We start from the raw sequence: 14,805 nt of genomic DNA, 5'->3' as shown, positions 1-14,805 counted from the left end.
CGAGACGGCACGCGACGCGCCGGATCGGCACGCCATCGAACCTTGGCGGGTGGCAAGAGAAAAGTACAAAGTACTGAACGATTTCTAAGGGTCGCCTAGTGTACACCCCCTAAATGACCTCCGTTGGTGCAGCGCCGCATCCTCTGCATCAGCGCGCGAGCGGTCCGGCCCCGCTTGTTTCGCCGGTGGTGAGCCGCACGGCGAACCTGCGCGAATTCCGCCGAAAACCACCCTGAATCGGGTAAAATCGCGGGCTACGCGCGCAGCGATGCGATCGGTCTCCCGATTGCCCCCCGGTCTCCGGCCGGGTTCCCGTGCTGCGCCACCGGGCCCGCGCCCGCTCTTCGCTCATCACCCAAGGAATGCCCATGACAGGCTACGATCGTCAGTCGATCTCGGATACGACCGCCAAAATCCTGCTCGAAGTGCAGGCAGTGCACTTCAATGCAGAAAAACCGTTCATCTTCACGTCCGGCTGGGCAAGCCCCGTCTATATCGATTGCCGCAAGCTGATTTCGTATCCGCGCGTGCGCCGCGCGCTGATGGAAATGGCTGAAACGACGATCACGCGCGACATCGGCTTCGAGCAGATCGACGCGGTGGCGGGCGGCGAAACGGCCGGCATCCCGTTCGCGGCATGGATCGCGGACCGGATGATGGTGCCGATGCAGTACGTGCGCAAGAAGCCGAAGGGTTTCGGCCGCAACGCGCAGATCGAAGGCCATCTGGAAGAAGGCTCGCGCGTGCTGCTCGTGGAAGACCTGACGACCGACAGCCGCAGCAAGATCAACTTCGTCAATGCGCTGCGCACCGCTGGCGCGACGGTGAACCACTGCTTCGTGCTGTTCCACTACGACATCTTCAAGGAAAGCGTGTCGGTCCTGAAGGACATCGACGTCGATCTGCACGCGCTCGCCACGTGGTGGGACGTGCTGCGCGTCGCGAAGGCATCGGGCTACTTCGAGACGAAGACGCTCGACGAAGTCGAGAAATTCCTGCACGCACCGGCCGAGTGGTCGGCTGCGCACGGCGGCGCGACGTCCCCGAAGGACTGACGCCGCGCCGGCCTGCTGGCCGGCGTCCAGGCTGAACAAGCCGCCCGCTTCATCGCGGGCGGCTTTTTTTCGTCCGTCGATTCGCGCAGGAAACGATCGCGACCACCGGTCGCGGCGTGCGTCGCTCATCGAACCCTAATGCTAGACTTGATCCATCGCTGCCATCAGCTGCGCAGGCAACGCACTACGCCAACAACGCCGGGCGCATCAGTCCGGCCCTCGTGACGGGAGAAGCGCCATATGCGTGTGGATCGCCGGATCACTCCGCCTGTGCCATCGGGTCGCCCGTCGCCGTTCCTCGCCGCCCTCCTCGTCCTCCTCGCCCTCCTTTATGCCGCCGCCCTCACGGCCCTGCCCGCGCATGCGGACGGCGCTTTCACCGTAACGAGCGACGACCTGACGCCGGGCGGGCGCGTCCGCGCCGCGAACGTGTTCGACCGCGGCGACTGCAAGGGCGGTAACCACTCGCCGCAGCTCACCTGGCACAACCCGCCGCCCGGCACGCGCGGCTACGCGGTCACGATCTTCGATCCCGACGCACCGGGGCACGGCTGGTGGCACTGGGCCGTGGCGGGCATTCCCGCGACGGTCACGAGCCTGCCTGCCGACGCGAGCGCGTCCGGCTTCCTGCGGCGCATCGGCGCGAGCGAAGCGCGCAACGACTTCGGGATCGACGGCTACGGCGGCCCCTGCCCACCGCCCGGCAAGCCGCACCGCTACGTGGTCACCGTCTACGCGCTGAAAGGCGACGACCTGCGCGTCGCACAGGGCCGCCCCGCGCCGATGTTCGAGCACGAGATCGGCACGCTGGCGATCGGCACCGCGCAATTCACGGTCAACTACGGTCAATAACCGGTGCGGGGCGCCGGGCATCGCGCGCCGCCGTGCCGCGATTGCCTGCCGACGCGAAACGGCGTACTCCGCGCCCCCGCGTATTCCCGTCATTTCGGCTTGCTAGACTCGTCGTCACCGGTCGCGGCGCCACGCCGCGCATCCGTCGCGCCGCCAGCCGGCGACGCGTGACGCGGCGTGCCTGCGGTCCGCCGTTCCCGTTCCTTCCCGGAGAACGCCCCATGTCGAACATCGTCATCGTCTATCACAGCGGCTACGGCCATACGCAGAAACTGGCCGAGGCCGTTCACGCGGGCGCACAGGACGCCGGCGCGACCGCGCGCCTGCTCGCCGTCGGCGACGTCGACGACGCGGGCTGGGCCGCGCTCGACGCAGCCGACGCGATCGTCTTCGGCGCGCCGACCTACATGGGCGGCCCGTCGGCGCAGTTCAAGCAATTCGCCGATGCAACGTCGAAAGCGTGGTTCACGCAGAAATGGAAAGACAAGATCGCCGCGGGCTTCACGAACTCAGCGACCATGAACGGCGACAAGTTCTCGACGATTCAATATTTCGTCACGCTGTCGATGCAGCATGGGATGGTGTGGGTCGGCACGAGCCTGATGCCGGCCAACTCGAAGTCGGCCACGCGCAACGACATCAACTACCTGGGCGGCTCGACGGGCCTGCTCGCGCAGTCGCCGGCGGATGCGACGCCCGACGAAGGCCCGCTGCCGGGCGACCTCGAAACCGGGAAGGCATTCGGCCGCCGGGTTGCCGAAGCGACTGCGCGCTGGGTCGCCGGCCGCGGCTGAGCACGCGCCGGCGGGCGCCAAAGGGACACAAGACGGCCCGTCGGCCGTCTTTTTTCGCCCCGCGCGATGCAGGCCCGCCGGATGACGTCTTAAAATGGCGGCTTCAGGGCGCGGGCCCCCGTTTCATTCAGTGAGAGCGAAATGAGCACCAAAGTTTTTGTCGACGGCCAGGAAGGCACGACCGGCCTCAAGATCTTCGAATACCTGTCGGCACGCAACGACATCGAGATCCTGCGGATCGATGAAGCGAAGCGCAAGGATGTCGAAGAGCGCCGCCGCCTGATCAACGCGTCGGATGTCACGTTCCTGTGCCTGCCGGATGTCGCGTCGCGCGAATCGGCCTCGCTCGTCGAGAACCCGAACACGACGCTGATCGACGCGAGCACCGCGTTCCGCACCAGCGCCGACTGGGCCTACGGCCTGCCGGAACTGACCCGCGCGCAGCGCGAGAAGATTCGCACGTCGAAGCGCATCGCGGTGCCGGGCTGCCATGCATCGGCCTTCGTGCTCGCGATGCGTCCGCTCGTCGATGCAGGCATCGTCGCACCGACGTTCGCCGCGCACAGCTACTCGATTACCGGCTACAGCGGCGGCGGCAAGTCGATGATCGCCGACTACGAAAACGCGGCGCCGGGCGGCAAGCTCGCGAGCCCGCGCCCGTACGCGCTCGGCCTCACGCACAAGCACCTGCCGGAAATGGCCGCGCACACGGGCCTCGCGAGCCCGCCGATCTTCACGCCGATCGTCGGCCCGTTCCTGAAGGGTCTCGCGGTGACGACCTACTTCACGCCCGAGCAGCTCGCGAAGCGCGCGACGCCGCAGGACGTGCAACGCGTGTTCGCCGAGTACTACGCGGACGAAGCATTCGTGCGCGTCGCGCCGTTCGATGCGGACGCGAACCTCGACGGCGGCTTCTTCGACGTGCAGGCGAACAACGACACGAACCGTGTCGACCTGTTCGTGTTCGGCAACGAAGAGCGCTTCGTCACGGTGGCGCGCCTCGACAACCTCGGCAAGGGCGCATCGGGCGCCGCGATCCAGTGCATGAACCTGAGCATCGGCGCGGCCGAGGACGCGGGTCTCAAACGCTGATTCAGCATCGCATGCAATGCAAAGCCGGCCACTGGCCGGCTTTTTATTTACCCGTATCAGGCAATATATAAAAAATTCCGGATCGCGCATTTACAAATATTTACAAGCTTTCGATTGCGCGATTACCAGTGAATTAATTCCACCCCCTCTTTATCCAGTCAATCCCGAATAGGGATAAACCGGATACCGGCCACTTTAAACGCTGCCGTTATACGCGGGAAGGCTCTTCGCCGGCCTGTCCGGCGTCGCACATCCCCCACTCCGGCAGCTTCAGGCAGCCTGTCGCGCGTTTAAATTCTTACTGAATGCCGTGTCAGACAAGGATTCAAAACGCGATACCCGTTTCAATCGCCTTTTTTAGACGGGTTCATCAATTGACAGCAAAAATCAAGGCGGCGACATTAGCTCGCACAATTAAACGATTGGAGACAGCGGCATGTCGCACACCTTATCGAAGGGGGTGGCAACGGCCTTTGCCATTGCCCCTTTCCTGGTTGCATGTGGTGGGGGGGACGGCGGCGCACCCGCGCCGATCAATGCGCCCCAATGTTCCGGATCGAGCTGCGGCACGCAAGGGCCGCCGCCTTCGCAGCCCGTCAACGCCGCGCTGTGCCCGGCCAACGCGGACATCGTGAAGAGCACGTACCTCGGCGGCGCCGGTAGCGGCGAGATCGTCAGCGTCAACATCGACGCCGTGGCGATGACCTACACGCTCAAGTGGCTCGAATCGCCGATTCCGCTCGCGACCGGCACGGTCACGCCGAGCCGCGCCGGCACGACGATCACCGGTGCGGTCATGCACCCGCCGACCGGCACGCTGCCGACCGCCGAGCAGACGCGCTGCGCATTCGTCCTGACGCCGGGCACGGGCAAGGCGCCGAGCGGCGCCACGTACTCGACGGCCGCCGACTTCAACCAGGCGAACCCGCCGATGCTGCTGGTCGGCATGGGCGTCGCGGGTGGCGGCATTCCCGGTGCGACGATCCAGTACGACGGCCTGACGATCATCCCGGGCCTCGTGCAAAACGTCGGCCAGGTGCCGAACCGCCACTTCGATTTCTATCCGTTCCTCGGCTTCGCGAACACGACGACCGACATCACGAAGCTGCCGGGCACGTACAACGCGCTGATCTACCACCTCGTGCCGTCGGGCAACTATGCGACGAAGGGCACGAATTCGAGCGAGACGTTCGACGGGAACGGCGCGTGCACGTCGACGAGCACGGGCGGCTGCCAGACGACCGGCAACCCGTGGGCCGTGAACACCGCGAACGGCGGCTACTTCGACAGCACGAAGGCCCCGCAGACGCTGCCGCAAACGCAGTTGCCGATCGTCGGCGCGACCGGCAAGTCGGCGACCGCGCACATGGTGATCGGCCAGCTCAACGGCGCGACGGTGCCGGTGATCGTGCGTACGGGCAACGTGAACCTCGGCACGGCGCCGCTGCACACCGACGCGCAGGTCGACGACGAATCGGGCATCGCGGTGCTCGGCGCGGCAACGGCAATCTCGTCGGGCGCAATCGACGGCGGCTACGCGGGCGCGGACTCGAACTTCAAGTACACGGCGGCCCTGATCCGCGGCAGCAACGCGTCGTTCATCAATCCGAGTACGCAGGCCGAGGAAGACGGCTTCACGCTCGACTACGGCCAGGCGACGCCGGGCCTGCTGAACGCGAAGACGACGCCGCCGAGCGGTGCGACCTACCCGTCCGCATCGGGTGTGGTGATCGCGACGGGCGGGCTGTACGCGGCGCTGATCCAGGGCACGGTGAACGGCGGCGTCACGTCGACGTCGGCGAATTCGACGACTTCGTCGACCCCGTACTTCGGCGTGGGCGCGCAGATCAGCAAATAGCGGACGAGGACGCGACGGCGGGCTGGCCGCCGTCGCGTGACGCACGAGCGCGCGGCACGGCGCAGGCAGGACGAGCACAAGCAACAGAAGCGGCCGACAGGGAGCTGGCCGCCGCACAAGACAAATCTGGAGGAGCAACATGAAGCGCAACCTCATTCTGGCGGCGGCCCTTGCCGCCCCCCTTCTTTCTGCCTGCGGCGGCGGCGACGACAATCCGCCCCCGCTCGTCGAAGACCGGCTCTGTCCTGCCTCGCTCGACTACACCACCGTGTTTACGGGTGGCGCGGGCAGCGGTGAACTCGCCAAGGTCCAGCTCGACACGACCAAGATGACCTGGCAGGTCACCTATGTCGAATCACCGGTTCCGCAAACGACCGGCACCGTGGTACCGACCCGCGCGGGCACCGTCGACAGCGGCACGCTCACGCAGGAAACGCTGCTGCCGACCAACAAGCTGAACCAGTGCGCATTCCGCCTGAACGGCGCGAGCCTCGATCCGTCGCGCCCGGCGCGCATCTTCGTCGGCATGGGCGTCGCGGGCGGCACGATTCCCGGCAAGGAGATCCAGTTCAACGGCGTGCTCGGCCAGGCCGCGGTGCCCGACACGAAATTCCCGTACTACCCGTTCATCGGCTTCTCGTCGATCGAAACCGACATCACGAAGGTTGCGGGCACATACAGCCACGTGGGCTTCGGTGAAGTGCCGTCGCAGAACTTCGCGCCGGCATCGATCGACGCGAAGGTGACGATCAACGCCGACGGCACCTGGACCAAGTGCGACTCGACCGGCCAGTTCGCCGGCGGCGCGTGCACGCAGCAAGGCACGAACTTCGTGCTGTCGGCGGACGGCAGCGGCGCGTTCCAGTCGAACAACTACGCGAGCCAGCTGAAACCGACGCTGTCGACGACGCCGCAGGGCAAGGGCTTCATGATCGTCGGCAAGCTGCGCAACCAGCTCGTGCCGATCCTCGTGCGCACGGGGGTGGCGAACCCGAACCCGACGCCCGACAGCAACGGTGTGCCGGGCCTCACCGCCGACGACGAATCGAGCATCTCGATCCTCGCCCCGCAAACGACGATCACGGTCGGCTCGCAGAACGGCGAGTACATCGGCGTCGACAGCCAGTTCGACTACCGCACCACGGCGCTGACGAACAACCAGGCGACGCTGCTCGATCCGTTCAACGCGTCGCAGGCCTCGCTCGCGACCGCGCTCGATCTCGACTACACGCAGAAGGTGCCGGGCACGGTCACGACGATCCACACGGGCGCAAGCAGCACGACGCCGACCGGCAAGTTCATCTTCACGGGTGGCGTGTTCGGTTTCCTCGACAACGCTGGATCGGTGCCGTATTTCACGATCGGCGCATTCGTCCAGTAAGCGGAGGGGGAAACCGTGATGAAGAGAACCCTTCTGGGCGCGGCGGCCGGCGCCGCCGTGCTGGCGCCGCTCGCGGCGCACGCGCAGAGCGCCGGCAGCAACGTCGTCACGCTGGGCTGGTTCCACGTGATGCCGCAGCAGAGCAGCACGCCGATGACGACCAACGTCGCGCCGACGCCGATCAACACGCCGCTGCGGCTGCCGCCGTCGTTCACATCGCCGGGCACCGGGCTGCGTACGAGCGGCGCCGACACCGTCGGCCTGACGGTCAGCCACTTCCTGACCGACCACATCGCGGTCACGTCGGTGGCCGGCGTGCCGCCGGTGTTCAAGGTGTCGGGCCAGGGCACCATCAAGCCGCCAGGACCTGCCGGCGCGCTCGGCACGCAGAACATCGGGCTCGGGTCGGTCAACCCGATCGTGAAGAGCGTGCGGCAGTGGAGCCCCGCGGTGATCCTGCAGTACTACTTCGGGCAGGCCACCGCGAAGTTCCGGCCGTTCCTCGGCCTCGGCGTGTCGTACAACTGGTTCAGCGACCTGCAGCTCAACACGAACTTCATCAAGCAGACGCAGGACAACCTCGGCGCGATCCTCGCGGCGGGCGCGGGCAAGCCGGGTACGACATCGGTGGAAGCGAAGGCGTCGTCGTCATGGCAGCCGGTGTTCAACGCGGGCCTGCAATACAACATGACGGAGCATTTCGGGCTGGTCGCGTCGGTGACGTACATCCCGCTGAAGACGACGTCGACAGTGACGATCAAGGCAGCCGACGGCTCGGTGCTCTCGGAGTCGAAATCGGACCTGAAGGCCGACCCGATCATCAGCTACGTCGGGATGACGTACAAGTTCTGAGCGCAGCGACGGACGACGAACGACGAACGACGAATGGCATGCCGCGGCAAAATCGCAGGCAAAAAAAAGCCCGCCTAAGAGGCGGGCTGAATCCATATCAGAGGAGACATGGAGGAGACAGGTGCAATTCTAGCGAATCGATTTCCGCAATGCAACATTTCCGTAGAGAAAATAAGGATTTTCCCTCGAATGCCGGCTCTAAATCGCTTCACTGGCTTCTGACCCCTTCCTGATTTCCCCGTCCAGCACCTCGGCCAGCGCGTCGCGCAGCAGCGCGACGGGCCGCGCCAGGCGGCCCGGCAGCGCGCCGTGCACGATCCATACGTTGATCCGCGTCTCCAGCCCCGCCGTTTCCACCACCCTCAGCGCATCGCGATGCGCGCTGCGCGCCACCGCGTTCGGCGGCGCGATCCCGATGCCCGCGCCGCGCGCGACGAGCGACAGCTGCAGCTCCGAGCCGAATGCCTCGACCGCGACGTCGAACGGCAGCCCGGCCGCGCCGAGCGCGCGGCTCAGCGCCGAACGCATCCCGCAACCGTCCTGGCTTAGTACCCACGGAAAACGCGACAGCGTGTCGATCGACAACGGACCGTCCGGCAGCGGAAAGTCGCGTGCCGCGACCAGCACCGTCGGCTGCGTGCCGAGCAACGTCGACGTGAACGCGTCGGGCAATACCGAACTTGCCGGCACCATCACGGCCGCGACGTCGAGCGTGCCGCGCTCAATGCCCTGCATCAGCGCCGGCGACCAGCCGGCCGTCACCCGCAGCGTGAGGCGCGGAAACGCGTCGCGCAGCCGGTCGATCGGCTGCTCGAGCGCCAGCTCGGACAGGAACGGCGGCACGCCGATGCGCAGCTCGCCAGACGGCTCGCTGTCCGGCGCGCCCGCCGCCATCAGCTCGTCGACCGCGCCCAGCACGTTGCGCGCGAGCGCGTAGACGTCGCGCCCGGCGGCGGTCGGCTTCAGCGGCTTGCTTTGCCGTTCGAGCAGCGGCATGCCAAGCAGCGTTTCGAGGTTCTGCACGCGCCGCGTCAGGCCCGGCTGCGTCAGGTGGAGCTTAGCGGCCGCGGCGACCATCGACCCACTGTCGACCACCGCGACGAACGCCTGGAGATCACGCGTATTCAAAACAAACTCGCATAATCATGTTAGAGATATTTCAATTGTCGCATAAACATCGGGCACCTACGATGGGTACTCCTTCGACCCACTCGCCAGGCCTCCGATGAACTGCCCCGCCAACCCTTGTCCCGCCGCCGTTCGCCCGCCCGTCAGCACGCCCGCCGGGACGCCGCCCGCGCTGAGCGCGGGCATGACGCTGTTCTTCGCCGCGACGGTCGGCGTGATCGTGATGGACCTGTTCGCCGCGCAACCGCTGACGGGCCCGATCAGCGCCGACCTGCACCTGCCGCCCGGCCTTGCCGGCCTCGTCGCGATGCTGCCGCAGCTCGGCTACGCGGCCGGGCTGGTGCTGCTCGTGCCGCTCGTCGACCTGCTCGAGAACCGCCGCCTGATCGTCGCGACGCTGGCCGCATGCGCGGCGGCGCTCGCGCTGCCCGCATTCACGCGGTCGGGCACCGTGTTCCTGCTGGCGACACTCGCGGCCGGCGCCGCATCGAGCGTGATCCAGATGCTCGTGCCGATGGCCGCGTCGATGGCACCCGACGCGCAGCGCGGCCGTGCGGTCGGCAACGTGATGAGCGGGCTGATGCTCGGCATCCTGCTGTCGCGCCCGCTCGCGAGCCTGATCGCAGGCACGGCCGGCTGGCGCGGCTTCTATGGACTGGCGGCGCTTGCGAATGCCGCGATCGCCGTCGTACTGGCACTGCGCCTGCCGTCGCGCAAGCCGTCGATCACGGCCGGCTACCGCGCGCTGCTCGCGTCGATGGGGCGCCTGCTGGCCGACGAGCCGGTGCTGCGCCGGCATGCACTGTCGGCCGCGCTCGCGATGGCCGCGTTCAGCGCATTCTGGACCGCGGTCGGGCTGCGGCTCGCGCAGCCGCCGTTCGGCCTCGACCTGCACGGGATCGCGCTGTTCGCGTTCGCCGGTGCCAGCGGCGCGATCGTCACGCCGCTCGCGGGCCGCGCGGGCGACCGCGGCCACGGGCCGGCCGCGCAGCGGATCGCGCACGGCACGATGCTCGTGGCGCTTGTCGTGCTCGGGATCGCGGGCGCCGGCTGGTTCGGCTTCGACGCACACGCGCATCGCGGCCTCGCGCTCGCACTGCTGGCCGGCGGCGCGGCGCTGCTCGACGCGGGCGTCATCGTCGACCAGACGATCGGCCGCCGCGAGATCAACCTGCTGAACCCGGCCGCTCGCGGCCGCCTGAACGGGCTGTTCGTCGGGCTGTTCTTCATCGGCGGCGCGCTTGGCGCGGTGCTCGCGGGCAGTGCGTGGGCCTGGGGCGGGTGGAGCGCGGTGTGCGGCGTCGGCTTCGCGTTCGCGGGCGCGGCCGCCGCTTTCGGGCTCTCGGCCGGACGCGGGGCCGGCGCAGCGGCACTCACTCGCCCGCGTGCGTGAAGCAGGCCCGAAAAGCCGAACGCCCCGCCCTCTTGCGAGGGACGGGGCGTTCGGCGCACCGGCGTCGATTCGAAATCAGTGACGGACCAGCGCCATCATCGCACCGAAGCCGACGAACAGCCCGCCCGTCAGCCGGTTGAAGATCTTCGCAACGCTCTGGCTCTTCAGCGTCGCGCCGATGCGCGTGCCGAACGACGCATAGACGAGATACCAGCTCACCTCGATCACCGCGAACGTGACGACGAGCACGCCGAATTGCGGCAGCGTCGGCTCGGCCGCGTTGATGAACTGCGGCAGCAGCGCGGCCGCGAACAGGATCGCCTTCGGGTTGCTGCCCGCGACCAGGAAACCGTTGCGGAACAGCGTCCCGCGCGATGCCGGCGCGGCCTGGCGTGACACGGTTTCGACGTCGGCGGCAGGTTGCTCGTCGTCGACGCGCGCGCGCCACGCTTTCACACCGAGGTAGATCAGGTAAGCGGCGCCCGCGAAGCGCAACGTGTTGAACATCGCAGGCCACGCCTCGAGCACGGCACCGAGGCCCGCCGCCGACACCGACAGCATCAGCACCAGCGCGGTGAGACAGCCGGCCATCGTCCACGCCGAACGCCGCAGCCCGTGCCGCGCACCGTGCGTCATCACCAGCAGCATGTTCGGGCCCGGAATCGCCGACACGACGAACACCGTCGCCACGAAAAGCCACCACGTATGCAAGTTCATGCCCGCCTCTGCCTGGATGTAAGGGAAAACGAAACGTCGATTATGCCGGTGCGCCGGACTTCTGTCGCGCGGCGGCTCAGCGGCCCGCGCGGCGCAGCGCGACTTCGCCGAGCACCGCGAAATCCTGGTCGCCGCCGCCGTGCGCGAGCGCGTCGAGCAGGTTGTCGCGCACGACGCTCGCCACCGGCAGCGGCACCGACACGGCGTCGCCGGCTTCCAGCGCCAGGCGAACGTCCTTCAGCCCGAGGCGCGCCTTGAAGCGCGCGGGCTCGTAGCGCCGCTCGGCGATCATCGAGCCGTAGCCCTCGTAGACAGGCCCCGGAAACACGCTGCCGGTGATCACGTCGAGGAAGTCGCGCATCGCGACGCCGTGCGCGCCCAACAGCGCGGACGCCTCGCCGAGCGTCTCGATCGCCGACGCGAGCGTGAAGTTCGCGGCGATCTTCGCGACGTTCGCGTGCTGCGGCAGCGAACCGAACCGCCAGGTCTTCTGGCCGATCGCGTCGAACAGCGGCTGCACGCGGTCGATCGCCTCCGCCGGGCCGCCCGCCATGATCGTCAGGCGCGCGGCGGCCGCGACATCGGGCCGCCCCATCACCGGCGCGGCGACGTAATGGATGCCGCGCGACGCATGCGCGTGCGCGAGCGATTCGGCCAGCGCGACCGACACCGTCGCCATGTTGACGTGGATCAGGCCGCGCGGCGCCTGCGCGAGCAGCGCATCGTCGAAGATCGCGCGCGCGGCGGCGTCGTCGGCCAGCATCGAGAACACCGCGTCGCCGCTAAACGCGTCGGCCGGCGTGTCGACGATTTGCGCGCCGAGCGCGGCGAGCGGCTCGGCGCGCTCGCGCGACCGGTTCCAGACCCGCACCGTGTGCCCGGCCTTCAGCAGGTTCGTCGCGATTGCCTGCCCCATCTCACCCAGCCCGATAAATCCGAGATCCATTTCCCGCTCCTTCGCTCCGTGAAGCGGGGAGTTAAACACAGATGCGTGGCGTCTGCAGGGCACGCGGCCGGCCATGCGCGGTGCCATACTGCGCGCATGGCGACCGCGACCTTCCGCTTCCACGACGAACTGAACGCGTTTCTCCCGCGCGCGCAGCGCGACCGCGCGTTCGGGCACGCATGCGCGCGCGATGCGACGGTGAAGCACGCGATCGAGGCGCTTGGCGTCCCGCATACCGAAATCGGCCGGCTGTGCGTGAACGACGTGCCGGCCGGGCTCGACCGGCTGCTCGACGACGGCGACCGGGTCGAAGCCTTTCCGGAGCGCGCGCAGCCGGCGGCCTGCAGGGCCGCCGCGCCGCCACCGGCGCAATGGCGCTTCATCGCCGACGCGCATCTCGGCGGCCTCGCGCAACTGCTGCGCCTCGCGGGCTTCGACACCTGCTACGACAACCACTACCGCGACGACGAGCTCGTGGCGCTCGCCGCACGAGAGGGCCGGATCGTGCTGACCCGCGACCGCGAGCTGCTCAAGCGGCGCGCGGTCGAGCGCGGCTGCTACCTGCATGCGCTGCAGCCGGCCGACCAGCTGCGCGAACTGTTCGAGCGGCTCGATCTCGCGCCGCACATGCGCCCGTTCCGACTGTGCCTGCGCTGCAACGCGCCGCTGCATCCGCTCGACGCGGCCGCTGCCGCACCGCGCGTGCCGGCCGGCGTCCGGCAGCGGCAGCGGCGCTTCGCCGCGTGCGACATCTGCCGGCGCGTGTTCTGGGAAGGCTCGCACTGGCGGCGCATGCGCACGGTGGTCGACGCGATGCGCGCGCCGCCGCCAGCGGGCGTTTCCGGCGCCTGAAAAAACAAAACCCCGCATGCCGGAACATGCGGGGTTTCTCGACTGGCGGCCGGCGGTGCCGGCCCCGGGCGAAGCGCTTAGTTTGCTGCGCCTGCGTCGTTCGTGCCGGCTGCCGATGCGGCGGCGGCCTTCGCCTTGCCCTTGGCCGAACCGTGTTGCTTCAGCTGGTGCTTCGGCTTGCTGTGATCCTTCTTCATCGGTGCGGCAGCGGGAGCCATCGCGCCTGCCGGCGACGACGCGGCTTCCTGTGCGAATGCCGAAACCGATGCGAGTGCGAATGCTGCGGCGATGATCGAAGCGAGCGTCTTCTTCATTGTTCTTCCTTTAGCGGAGAAAAAATCAAACGTACCGGTAAGTAAAGATGCGAGGCATTCGCATCGGAGCCCCAGGCCGCGAGGCCGGCTTTCGCCGTTCCGTCGAGACAAAACCTGACGCACTGGTTCCATAACGCATCGTGTTCGCGGCAAGTTGACACGTTGCTTGCGTCCCTCGGGTTTCCCCGGGGGCGAGCGTGTGTCCCGGTCCCGGCGAGCGGTCCGGCCGCCGCCGTGGCGGCGCGGCAAACCCGCTCGCGCGCCATCGGGGCGACGCTTATACTGGCGTCCATCCGTCCCTTTCCCGGGGAAACCGGATCGCGGCCGGTCGCCAGACCGCCGCCGTCTCGAGGCGCTCAAATTGCCCGATCACAATCTGGACAAACTGAAGATCGACCGGCGTCCGCTCGCACCGGCGCCCCGCCAGCGCCGGTGGCTCCGCTATGCGGTCGCCGCCGCGATCGTCATCGTCGCGATCGCCGCCGGCCTCGCGCTGACCGGCCGACCGGCCGTCGACACCACCACCGTCACGTCCGCCTACCCGTACCAGAACGACACGCAGCTCAATGCGACCGGCTACGTCGTGCCGCAGCGCAAGGCCGCGGTCGCGTCGAAGGGCCAGGGGCGGGTCGAATGGCTCGGTGTGCTGGAAGGCACGCGCGTGAAGAAGGACGAAATCATCGCGCGACTCGAAAGCCGCGACGTCGAGGCATCGCGGGCGCAGGCGCTCGCCCAGGTGAAGGTCAGCCGCGCGAACCTCGGCGTCGAACAGGCCGAACTGAAGGACGCCGAGATCGCGTTGCGCCGCACCTCGGCACTCGCGCCGCGCGGCGCCGTGCCGGCCGCGCAGCTCGACACCGACACGGCCCGCGTGAACAAGGCGCGCGCGTCGGTCGCGAGCGACCAGGCCGCGATCGCGTCCGCCGAGGCCAACGCGCAGGCCGCGCAGGTGGCGGTCGACCAGACGGTGATCCGCGCGCCGTTCGACGGCATCGTGCTCGCGAAGCATGCGAACGTCGGCGACAACATCACGCCGTTCTCGTCCGCGTCGGACAGCAAGGGGGCGGTCGTGACGATCGCCGACATGGACACGCTCGAGGTCGAGGCCGACGTCGCCGAATCGAACATCGCGAAGATCCGCGCCGAGCAGCCGTGCGAGATCCAGCTCGACGCGCTGCCCGACACGCGCTTCGCGGGCCGCGTGTCGCGCATCGTCCCGACCGTCGACCGCTCGAAGGCCACCGTGCTCGTGAAGGTGCGCTTCGTCGACCGCGACGACCGCGTGCTGCCCGACATGAGCGCGAAGATCGCGTTCCTGTCGAAGCCGGTATCGGCGCAGGACCGGCAGCCCGTGACGGCCGTGCAGGCGAGCGCGGTCGTCGAGCGCGACGGCCGGCCGGTCGTGTTCGTCGTGAAGGACGACGTCGTGCACGCGACGGCCGTGACCGCCGGCATGCGGATCGGCGAACTCGTCGCGATCCGCGGCGCGAAGCCCGGCGACACGGTCGTGCTCGCGCCGGGCACGAAGCTGAAGGACGGCGCGAAAGTGACCGTCGCGAAGAAGTAGCGCA

Annotated in this window: 14 protein-coding genes; 10 read left to right on the top strand and 4 right to left on the bottom strand. The window is 68.2% G+C overall.

The window, feature by feature from the left end; translation table 11 throughout:
- Positions 1-368 precede the first annotated feature (368 nt).
- The 7 genes from ACPTTF_RS01240 to ACPTTF_RS01210 all read left to right on the top strand — a co-directional run bounded on the left by ACPTTF_RS01240 (position 369) and on the right by ACPTTF_RS01210 (position 7,884).
- Positions 369-1,055 carry an orotate phosphoribosyltransferase gene (locus ACPTTF_RS01240; RefSeq protein ID WP_059232636.1) on the top strand — a complete coding sequence of 229 codons (687 nt, stop codon included), beginning with the start codon at positions 369-371 and terminating at the stop codon, positions 1,053-1,055.
- Between the two features lie 240 nt (positions 1,056-1,295).
- Positions 1,296-1,907 (top strand): YbhB/YbcL family Raf kinase inhibitor-like protein, encoded by a 612-nt coding sequence (locus tag ACPTTF_RS01235; protein ID WP_423370060.1) that lies wholly within the window; start codon positions 1,296-1,298, stop codon positions 1,905-1,907.
- Positions 1,908-2,128: 221 nt separating this feature from the next.
- A complete protein-coding gene (locus ACPTTF_RS01230; protein WP_423370059.1) occupies positions 2,129-2,701 on the top strand; it encodes a flavodoxin family protein in 573 nt (190 codons plus the stop codon).
- Positions 2,702-2,842: 141 nt separating this feature from the next.
- Complete coding sequence (gene argC / locus ACPTTF_RS01225) at positions 2,843-3,793, top strand: N-acetyl-gamma-glutamyl-phosphate reductase (protein ID WP_423370058.1); 951 nt, start codon at positions 2,843-2,845, stop codon at positions 3,791-3,793.
- A gap of 436 nt (positions 3,794-4,229) precedes the next feature.
- Entirely contained in the window at positions 4,230-5,651 is a 1,422-nt protein-coding gene (locus ACPTTF_RS01220; protein ID WP_423370057.1) for a DUF2957 domain-containing protein, read from the top strand.
- A 139-nt stretch (positions 5,652-5,790) separates the two neighbouring features.
- Positions 5,791-7,032, top strand: a complete 1,242-nt coding sequence (locus tag ACPTTF_RS01215) for a DUF2957 domain-containing protein (RefSeq protein WP_166963691.1) — start codon at positions 5,791-5,793, stop codon at positions 7,030-7,032.
- Positions 7,033-7,050: 18 nt separating this feature from the next.
- The gene (locus ACPTTF_RS01210) at positions 7,051-7,884 is read left to right on the top strand and encodes an OmpW/AlkL family protein (protein WP_423370056.1); all 834 of its coding nucleotides are present in this window, start codon (positions 7,051-7,053) and stop codon (positions 7,882-7,884) included.
- A 198-nt stretch (positions 7,885-8,082) separates the two neighbouring features.
- Here the strand turns inward: ACPTTF_RS01210 and ACPTTF_RS01205 are convergent, their stop codons facing one another.
- Entirely contained in the window at positions 8,083-9,012 is a 930-nt protein-coding gene (locus ACPTTF_RS01205; RefSeq protein ID WP_166963695.1) for a LysR family transcriptional regulator, read from the bottom strand.
- Between the two features lie 97 nt (positions 9,013-9,109).
- Here ACPTTF_RS01205 and ACPTTF_RS01200 point away from each other — a divergent pair, with 97 nt between their 5' ends.
- The gene (locus ACPTTF_RS01200; protein WP_423370055.1) at positions 9,110-10,405 is read left to right on the top strand and encodes an MFS transporter; all 1,296 of its coding nucleotides are present in this window, start codon (positions 9,110-9,112) and stop codon (positions 10,403-10,405) included.
- A gap of 75 nt (positions 10,406-10,480) precedes the next feature.
- Here ACPTTF_RS01200 and ACPTTF_RS01195 read toward each other — a convergent pair whose 3' ends face one another.
- Both ACPTTF_RS01195 and ACPTTF_RS01190 read right to left on the bottom strand, forming a co-directional pair.
- Positions 10,481-11,122: a LysE family translocator gene (locus tag ACPTTF_RS01195; protein ID WP_423370054.1), complete on the bottom strand. Its 642-nt coding sequence runs from the start codon at positions 11,120-11,122 to the stop codon at positions 10,481-10,483.
- 76 nt (positions 11,123-11,198) lie between these two features.
- The gene (locus ACPTTF_RS01190; RefSeq protein WP_279573961.1) at positions 11,199-12,143 is read right to left on the bottom strand and encodes an NAD(P)-dependent oxidoreductase; all 945 of its coding nucleotides are present in this window, start codon (positions 12,141-12,143) and stop codon (positions 11,199-11,201) included.
- Between the two features lie 21 nt (positions 12,144-12,164).
- On the opposite strand from ACPTTF_RS01190, the gene ACPTTF_RS01185 reads away from it, so the two are divergent.
- A complete protein-coding gene (locus ACPTTF_RS01185) occupies positions 12,165-12,920 on the top strand; it encodes a Mut7-C RNAse domain-containing protein (protein WP_423370053.1) in 756 nt (251 codons plus the stop codon).
- Between the two features lie 77 nt (positions 12,921-12,997).
- Here the strand turns inward: ACPTTF_RS01185 and ACPTTF_RS01180 are convergent, their stop codons facing one another.
- Complete coding sequence (locus tag ACPTTF_RS01180; protein ID WP_166963705.1) at positions 12,998-13,234, bottom strand: hypothetical protein; 237 nt, start codon at positions 13,232-13,234, stop codon at positions 12,998-13,000.
- 361 nt (positions 13,235-13,595) lie between these two features.
- Between ACPTTF_RS01180 and ACPTTF_RS01175 the strand changes: the two genes are divergently transcribed.
- A complete protein-coding gene (locus ACPTTF_RS01175; protein ID WP_423370052.1) occupies positions 13,596-14,801 on the top strand; it encodes an efflux RND transporter periplasmic adaptor subunit in 1,206 nt (401 codons plus the stop codon).
- Positions 14,802-14,805: the final 4 nt, after the last annotated feature.

It is taken from the genome of Burkholderia crassaminum (genome assembly GCF_964265005.1).
Taxonomy (GTDB): domain Bacteria; phylum Pseudomonadota; class Gammaproteobacteria; order Burkholderiales; family Burkholderiaceae; genus Burkholderia.
Note: the sequence above shows the minus strand (reverse complement) of the source record. Positions and strands in the feature narration are given on the sequence as shown.

What these genes read in the sequence shown, in the direction of transcription:
- ACPTTF_RS01240 (WP_059232636.1), top strand. Translation starts at nt 369, where the DNA reads ATGACAGGCTACGATCGTCAGTCGATCTCGGATACGACCGCCAAAATC.
- ACPTTF_RS01235 (WP_423370060.1), top strand. Translation starts at nt 1,296, where the DNA reads ATGCGTGTGGATCGCCGGATCACTCCGCCTGTGCCATCGGGTCGCCCG.
- ACPTTF_RS01230 (WP_423370059.1), top strand. Translation starts at nt 2,129, where the DNA reads ATGTCGAACATCGTCATCGTCTATCACAGCGGCTACGGCCATACGCAG.
- argC (WP_423370058.1), top strand. Translation starts at nt 2,843, where the DNA reads ATGAGCACCAAAGTTTTTGTCGACGGCCAGGAAGGCACGACCGGCCTC.
- ACPTTF_RS01220 (WP_423370057.1), top strand. Translation starts at nt 4,230, where the DNA reads ATGTCGCACACCTTATCGAAGGGGGTGGCAACGGCCTTTGCCATTGCC.
- ACPTTF_RS01215 (WP_166963691.1), top strand. Translation starts at nt 5,791, where the DNA reads ATGAAGCGCAACCTCATTCTGGCGGCGGCCCTTGCCGCCCCCCTTCTT.
- ACPTTF_RS01210 (WP_423370056.1), top strand. Translation starts at nt 7,051, where the DNA reads ATGAAGAGAACCCTTCTGGGCGCGGCGGCCGGCGCCGCCGTGCTGGCG.
- ACPTTF_RS01200 (WP_423370055.1), top strand. Translation starts at nt 9,110, where the DNA reads ATGAACTGCCCCGCCAACCCTTGTCCCGCCGCCGTTCGCCCGCCCGTC.
- ACPTTF_RS01195 (WP_423370054.1), bottom strand. Translation starts at nt 11,122, where the DNA reads ATGAACTTGCATACGTGGTGGCTTTTCGTGGCGACGGTGTTCGTCGTG.
- ACPTTF_RS01190 (WP_279573961.1), bottom strand. Translation starts at nt 12,143, where the DNA reads ATGGCCGGCCGCGTGCCCTGCAGACGCCACGCATCTGTGTTTAACTCC.
- ACPTTF_RS01185 (WP_423370053.1), top strand. Translation starts at nt 12,165, where the DNA reads ATGGCGACCGCGACCTTCCGCTTCCACGACGAACTGAACGCGTTTCTC.
- ACPTTF_RS01180 (WP_166963705.1), bottom strand. Translation starts at nt 13,234, where the DNA reads ATGAAGAAGACGCTCGCTTCGATCATCGCCGCAGCATTCGCACTCGCA.